Below are 6,791 nucleotides of genomic sequence, written 5' to 3'. Positions count from 1 at the left end.
CCACGGGGCGAAAACAGGCCCTGGCGGCTGTCTTCAGACGCGAGTCAGCTCAGCAGCGCCTTCGCTTCGTCGAGCGTCAGCACGCCGGCCAGCGTGTCGACCATGTCATCGCCGGAACGGGCGGTCGGCAGGCCGCGCTCCTCGCAGAGCTGGCGCAGGAAGCGCGCACCCTTGGCGTCGCGCACGGCGCAGAGCGCGGTGCGGACCTGCACGGCGCGGGCGACGGCGTCGAGCAGACCCTCTTCGGCCGGCGCATCGGTCGCGGGCGCTTCCGGAGCGGCCGGGGCTTCGGCGCGGGCAGCCGGGAACTCGACGTGATCGGGATAGGGCATGCCGTCGTTCCACTCGCGCGAGGCCATCGGCACGCGGAAGGCGCGGTCCTCGGACAGCGGCGACAGACGGATGCCGGTGCGCACGTCCTCGACCGGCCAGCCGCCGCCGGCGGCGAGTGCCATCACGGTCTGGTAGGAGTGCGGCTCGGTCGAGATGCCGTCCTTGAAGACGATCGACCCCAGGACGCCGGTGAAATCGGTCAGCGCGTCGCTGGCGAGCCGGACGAAGGTCGGGAATAGCACCTCGGGCAGCTCTTCATGGGTGACGACGCCGGAAGCGTCGAAGGTGTCGTCCGGGTTCGGGATGACCGGCCGCTTCACGGCCGGGATCACGACGGTCGGCGTCAGGCCGTCGGCGTCGTCGGGCAGGGTCGGGGCGGGTTCGGTCATAAGGAAATCCTGGGCTGAAAGAAAGAAGGGGCCGGGTGTTCCCCGGCCCCCTGCTGCGATCAGATCGAGCGGATGCCGACGATCTTACCGAGCGACTTGGTGCCCTTCAGGGCGACCGCGCAGTACCAGCGGACGCGGGTGCGCTGGGCGTCCTTGGTCTGGAGCTGCCCGATGTTCTGGATCGAGAAGCCCATGTTGTCGCCGCCGTACAGGCCATGCACGCCGTCGACCTCGTTCATGCGCGCGGCGAAGACGGTCGAGCAGTCGACCGAGGTGCCGACGGTCAGGTCTTCACGCACGAAGTCGTTCAGCAGGATCGGCACGCCGGCATAGCCCAGCACGTCCTTGCCGTTCGACAGGCGGATGTACTCCGGCGACACGCGCGACACGGAGCGCAGCAGGCGCTTGTAGTCGCGGATGGTGCGACGGCCGAACACGAAGGCGTCCGGACCCAGCTTCACCTTGTCGATGAGCTGGTCGAGCAGCTCGAAGGTCAGCGCGCCGCCGTTGGTGCCGGCCGACAGGGTCATCGCCGGGACGGTCAGGCGATCCAGGCCGTCGAACTCGACGTTGGTCGCGGTGCCGGTGCCGCCGAAGTCCGACAGGTTGTAGCTCTTCGAGGCGTCACCGTTGATGAGCGCGTCGGAGAACTTGCGGGCGATGGCCTTGGCCTTGTGGGCGATCTGGACGGCCAACTGGCTGTTGGTGTCCGACATCGTCGAGTTCAGGAAGTTGTCGACGTCCACGTCGCCGATCAGGATCCGCAGCGTGACGGTGACTTCCTGGAAGGTCGTCGCGTCCTCGGGGATCACGCTGGCGTTCGGCACGATCCAGGTCGCGGTCGCCAGAGTGCCCTCGCGGTTGTAGACGTAGGACTTGCCCTCGGTCTTCACGAAGGGCAGGACCGAGAACAGGTTGTCGAAGTCGATGATCTCTTCGACGACGCCGCGGACCAGGTCGTTGTTGGAGAGGTGCTGGGCGTCTTCGATCATCAAAGGCATGGTCGTCTTCCTCGTGCTGATGACTGACTATCGTTCAGCGATGACTGACAACCGGAACCCGTCCATGCCGCGTGCAACCGTGCATGTGGACCCCGGGTCAGGTGTTCATGGACGCAAGCCCCTGCGCGATGCGGGCGACGCCGCGGGCCTGGGGCTTCTGGGTGGCTTCGCCGCCCGTTCCCAGCGCGCCCGAGCCGGCACCCGGCTTGGCCTTGGGACGGAACAGCGAGGTCTTGCCGGGATCGGCGTTGACGATCTCGGCCAGGGCGGCGTCGAAGGGCAGGGGGTTGCCGGCGGAGTCGATCAGCGGCTCGCCCTTGGCGTTGTAGGCCCGCATCACCGGGTTGCCCTCGCCGTCGACTTCCACCTTGAAGTGGTCGCCGTACAGGCGCTCGGCATGCGTCGGGGTGATGACCAGCTCGCCGTTGATGAAGGCGGAGCCGGCAAAAGCGTTCGACACCAACAGCTTGCGAATCTGGCCGTTGGCCTGCTCAAGCTGCTTCTTCAGATCACCGACCTGCTGGTTCAGCGTGCCCTGCAGCTTCTGGATTTCCTTGGTGTGCTCGGACACCAGGCGATCCTTCAGCTTGTCGAACTCGCCGGCGGCGCGCAGACGGGTCTCCTCGTCCTGCCGGATCGCCTCCAGGCGGCCCTGCAGCTCGTCGATTCCCTCGACGCCCAGCAGCTCGGCGACACGCTTTTCGAGTTCCTCCTTCTCCTTCTTGGCCTGCGCAGCACTGTCCTCGGCCTCCTTGGCGCGATTCTTGTGCTTCATCAGATCCTTCAGCAGCTTGGCTTCCTGTTCGCTCAGGGTGCTCTGCTGCTGGCCGTCGGTCTTGGAAGCGGACTCGTTTGCCTTATCCTGGTTCTCTTCGGACTTGGCGCTGGCATCGTCGGTCGCGCCGGAGCCGGCCAGGCCGGTGCCGGAGCCGTTTTCCGGCTCGAAGCGGAAGCGGTGGCCGTAGGGACCGGAGACGACGGAGGCGATACCGAAACCGGCAGTCGCCGGCAGGGCCGGACGCCGGGCAAAGTTGATGTTCATGCGGGATTCCTTTTTGAGCACGGTTGCTTGGCTCGATGAAAAGGTTATGAGTTATATGTAACCGATGACTGATAGTGTGTCAAACCGGGGTCCAGAGACCCCGGTTTCTCGCGTCAGGCGGCAATCCTGGCCTGGTCCTGGGGCTGGGATGCGGCACGCTCGCCCATGGCGATCTGATGCTCGGCGAGCGCGTCCTCGCGCTTGCTGGCGGCCTCGGTGACGGCGATCTTGGCCTCGATCTCGTCCGTCTCGGCCTTGACCAGCTCATCCTCGGCGAGATAGGCCGGCTCCCAACTGCCGATCGCTTTGTTGATGCGCTGAAGCTCCTCCGGACTCATGCGCGGGAACAGCTTTTCGGTCATGCCCTTCATCTGCTCGCGCATCACGGCGACCGGCGCGGACAGGTCGGACAGCGCCTTCGCCACTTCGAGATCCTGCGACAGGCCGCGAATGTCGAACTGCGTCGGGTAGCGCACCCAGCTCGGGTCGATCTCGACGTTGTCCTGGCCCATCCACAGCAGCACCAGCGCCATGATCTGATCCTCGGCGCGCTCCAGCGCCGCGGCCTTGGCGCGCAGGATGTTCTCGATGCCGGCGTGATCGTAGGAGCGCACGACGCCGGAGGCGTATTCCCGGCCCTTCGACATGGCCTGGCTGTTCGCCTCGCCGCCGTCGGTGCCGGTCGCAGCGTAGATCGTGCGGGTCAGCCGGTCGATCGCGTCGATGATGAGCTGGGCCTGGCTGGCGTCCGGGCTAATGTAGCTCGGCCGGTTGTTGCCGTCGCCGCCGGAGAACAGGAAGATGCGCTCCTTGGCCGCGGCGATGATCTGGTTGGCCGGATCGGTGCCGGGCAGGATGCCCTCGGCCGGCATGACGAGCTGGCTGAAGGTCTGCTCGTAGATGATCTCGTCGAGCAGGCAGGCGTAATTGGTCACGGTGCGGTCGAGATAGGCGACGTCGCCGATCAGGGACGGGGCCGAATAGCGCGCCCCCTCTGTCTCGGTGATCGGCACGACCGGCACGACGCCCAGGCCGTGCTCGCCGCTGTCCAGCCGGGTGATCTTCTCGGGGTGATCGGCGTCTTCCGGCCCGAACAGGATCCACTCGCTGCGCGTCCACAGCCGGTAGCGCACCAGCGGCTTGCCGCTGCTCTTCAGGGGGTCGGCGTCGTCGCGATAGTCCTCCGCGACAAGAATCCAACGCAGATGCCCGGCGTCGTCGAAGGCGAGATCGAGCACATGGGTCGGGAAGACGAGGTAGCTGTAGGGCAGGGCCTCGGCATCGCCGGCCACCAGCTTGCCGTCGGCCGCGACCATCGCATCGCCGGGCCGGTCGACGACCGCGTAGACCAGGCCGAAGACCGACAGCCAGATGTCGATCTGCTTGGCGAAGCTGTCCATCGTCATGCCCGACAGCGTCGCCCGGCCCCAGAAGTCGCGCAGGATCGCCGGCGCGTCGGCGGCGCGCTGCGGCCTGGACTTGAACAGGAACTGGTTGACGGCTTCGACGACGCGCTTGGTGTGGTTGGCGCGGTAGGAGCGCTTGACCCGCTCCTCGTATTCCCGCAGGCCTTCGCGGTAGAACTTGAACAGGTTCTTCTGATTGAACCACTCCCGGCCGCCCTCATAGGCGAGCCGGCAGAACTTCCAGTGCTCGATCCACTTCTGGAAATCCGGATGGCGGCGCTGGATCAGCGTCTCGACATCCTTGTCGGAATAGCCGGCTGTCGCCGCGGCGAGGGAGGTGGAGATCACCTGCGGCTGGTTGGGATTCAGATTCGGGGTAGGGCTGGGCATGTCTGGCCTCTCACGGCGACGGTTCTTCCATTATATTCATCGGTTACTGATAGCTCAAATCAGTGGGAATAGCCGATCGCGTGCGAGCGCCGCTTGACCGGGAACTCGTATTCGCACGGATAGCCCAGGGCATCGCCCATGTGCTCGATGTTCAGATCCTTGTCCGGCTCGTTCGTGCCCTCCTTGTAGAGCAGCTTCTCCAGGCTCTCGATCAGGTGCTTGCAGGACGGGTCGATGAAGAGCCGCCGGCGGCCGGAGGCATCGCAGATCAGCCGGTTCACCGCGGCGATGCGGTCGCGCACGCTGGGGTGCTTGCGGCGGAACAGGATGCGGTTGAAGCCCCATTCCCGGAAGATCTGGATGTCGGACTCGCCGCGGGCATGCTGGCGGGTATTGCCGGCCGGGTCGGGATAGACCGTCGCCTTGTCCCGGAAATCCCAGCCGAACTCGCGCACCAGTTCCCGGCAGACGTCCTCGGTCGAGCTGGAGCGCAGGCTCAGCTCGCCCGTCACCCAGACCTCCTCGCCGTGGAGCTGGATCAGCACGGTCGACATCGGGTCGATGTTGAAATCCTGGCCGATCAGCGTCGGCAGCGACGGATCGTAGGGGCAAGGGCGAACATTGTGGTCGCGGCTGAAGTCGTAATAGACCCGGCCGCCCATGGCGAGGAAGTTGGCCTCGTACTCCTGTGAGAAGCTGTGCGGATCGAGGTCGTTGCGGGCGGATTCGATCTCTTCGTCGGGGACGAAGGGGGAATCGGCCGTCTTGAACTGCCAGCTCGCCCAGCCCTTCTTCCGGGGCTTGCCGTCGTCGCGCGCTATACCGTTCTGGTATAGCTCGTAGATGTTCGCGTAGCCCTTCGGCGTGCCGATGGTCAGCAGCCGGCCGTTGGTATCCGACAGGGTCGCGCGCAGCACCTTGGAGTAGGTGTCCGGCTTGAAGTCCTGGAACTCGTCCATCACCAGGAAATGCAGCTTGATGCCGCGCAGGCTGTCGGGGTTGTCCGAGCCGCGCAGCATGATCTTGCTGCCGTTCTTCAGGCGGATTTCGAGGTTCGTCTCGTTCGGCTTCTTGGCGAGCCAGGAATCGGGGATCGACTCCTTCAGCGCGTCCCAGACGATCTGCCGGGCCATCGCGTGTGACGGCGCGACATACATGCAGTTCTGGCGCGGCTTGGCGGCGGCGGCGCAGATCAGCTCGACGACGCATAGGGTCGATTTGCCCCAGCGCCGGCCGGCGACGACGGTGCGGTAGCGCCTGGGCGAACGGAAGACGGTGTTCTGGCCGGGATGCAGCTTGATGGACAGCCCGCCCGAGCTGTCCATCACCCGCCGCACCCTGGGAATGTGCGGGAACAGATTCGTCCTGATCGCCGCGGTCTGCGCCGGCAGGAACAGCATCACTCGTCCCCGCCGTCCTCGTCGTCGTCTTCGCCGAGATCGACCTTGCGCGACTTCAGCTCGGCGACCTCATCGTCGCTCATCACCGACACCCGCAGCTCGGCGATGTCCTGCGACTTGTCGCCCTCGTCCTGGCCGAACGGCTTGCCCTCGCGGTAGTCGAAGCCGCGCGCCCGGGCCTCCATGAGCTGGGCCTCGTTGATCGTTGCGCCGATCTGGCGCAGCAGCGCGGCCGGGATCAGATAGTCGGGGTTGCCGGAGCGGCGCTGGGTGTTGGCGAAGTTGAAGTGCTGGAGGGCCTCGTGCTGGAGCGCCAGCGCCTGCTGGGAGTGCCGGTCGAGCATCGAGCGGAGATTCTCGCCGATCGCCGAGACCATCTCCTCCTGGGCCTTGCGTCGGATCTCCTCGGCCTTGGCTCCCTTGACCCACTCCTCCTTGCCGATGCGCTTGCAGATGCCGGGCTGGCTGATGCCGAAGCCTCGGCTCTTGGCGTAGCGCACCAGATCGGCCTGGGAGTAGTTGCCGCTCTCGTACATCTCGCGCAGCTCGGCCCAGATATGGTCCGGGATCTTCGAGCCGCGGCGCAGCAGCTTCTTCTTCTTCGACCGCGCCCGGCCGGGCGCTGCGGAAGCATTCAGGATGCTCTTGGATGCGTTCTCGCTGTCGTCGCTGTCGCTCGAAGCGCTCTCGTCGTCGTCGCGCTCCAAGTCGTTCACAGCGTCGCTGTCAGCGTCCTCGAAATCGTCGTCGATGTCGTGTGCGTCGTTCATTCAGCGGCTCCGGACGGGCGAACCGCCTTAATGTAACCGCTGAATGACAACTAGGCAAAT

The 6,791-nt window shown here is 65.7% G+C and carries 6 protein-coding genes; all 6 read right to left on the bottom strand.

The features are described 5' to 3' along the window. Nucleotides 1-44: 44 nt before the first annotated feature. The 6 genes from FZ029_RS21190 to FZ029_RS21165 all read right to left on the bottom strand — a co-directional run bounded on the left by FZ029_RS21190 (nucleotide 45) and on the right by FZ029_RS21165 (nucleotide 6,731). Nucleotides 45-722 carry a hypothetical protein gene (locus FZ029_RS21190; RefSeq protein ID WP_149271732.1) on the bottom strand — a complete coding sequence of 226 codons (678 nt, stop codon included), beginning with the start codon at nucleotides 720-722 and terminating at the stop codon, nucleotides 45-47. A 59-nt stretch (nucleotides 723-781) separates the two neighbouring features. Next, nucleotides 782-1,723: a major capsid protein gene (locus FZ029_RS21185; RefSeq protein WP_149271730.1), complete on the bottom strand. Its 942-nt coding sequence runs from the start codon at nucleotides 1,721-1,723 to the stop codon at nucleotides 782-784. A gap of 97 nt (nucleotides 1,724-1,820) precedes the next feature. Beyond that, nucleotides 1,821-2,765 (bottom strand): hypothetical protein, encoded by a 945-nt coding sequence (locus FZ029_RS21180; RefSeq protein ID WP_149271728.1) that lies wholly within the window; start codon nucleotides 2,763-2,765, stop codon nucleotides 1,821-1,823. Nucleotides 2,766-2,878: 113 nt separating this feature from the next. After that, nucleotides 2,879-4,561 (bottom strand): hypothetical protein, encoded by a 1,683-nt coding sequence (locus FZ029_RS21175; protein WP_149271726.1) that lies wholly within the window; start codon nucleotides 4,559-4,561, stop codon nucleotides 2,879-2,881. 59 nt (nucleotides 4,562-4,620) lie between these two features. Further along, nucleotides 4,621-5,961: a phage terminase large subunit gene (locus FZ029_RS21170; RefSeq protein WP_247892420.1), complete on the bottom strand. Its 1,341-nt coding sequence runs from the start codon at nucleotides 5,959-5,961 to the stop codon at nucleotides 4,621-4,623. Beyond that, entirely contained in the window at nucleotides 5,961-6,731 is a 771-nt protein-coding gene (locus FZ029_RS21165; RefSeq protein ID WP_149271724.1) for a hypothetical protein, read from the bottom strand. The genes FZ029_RS21170 and FZ029_RS21165 overlap by 1 nt, the downstream gene beginning before the upstream one ends. Between the last annotated feature and the right edge of the window lie 60 nt (nucleotides 6,732-6,791).

The organism is Azospirillum sp. Sh1 (assembly GCF_008365135.1).
GTDB lineage: Bacteria > Pseudomonadota > Alphaproteobacteria > Azospirillales > Azospirillaceae > Azospirillum > Azospirillum oryzae.
This window is presented reverse-complemented; position numbering and strand designations above follow the sequence as displayed.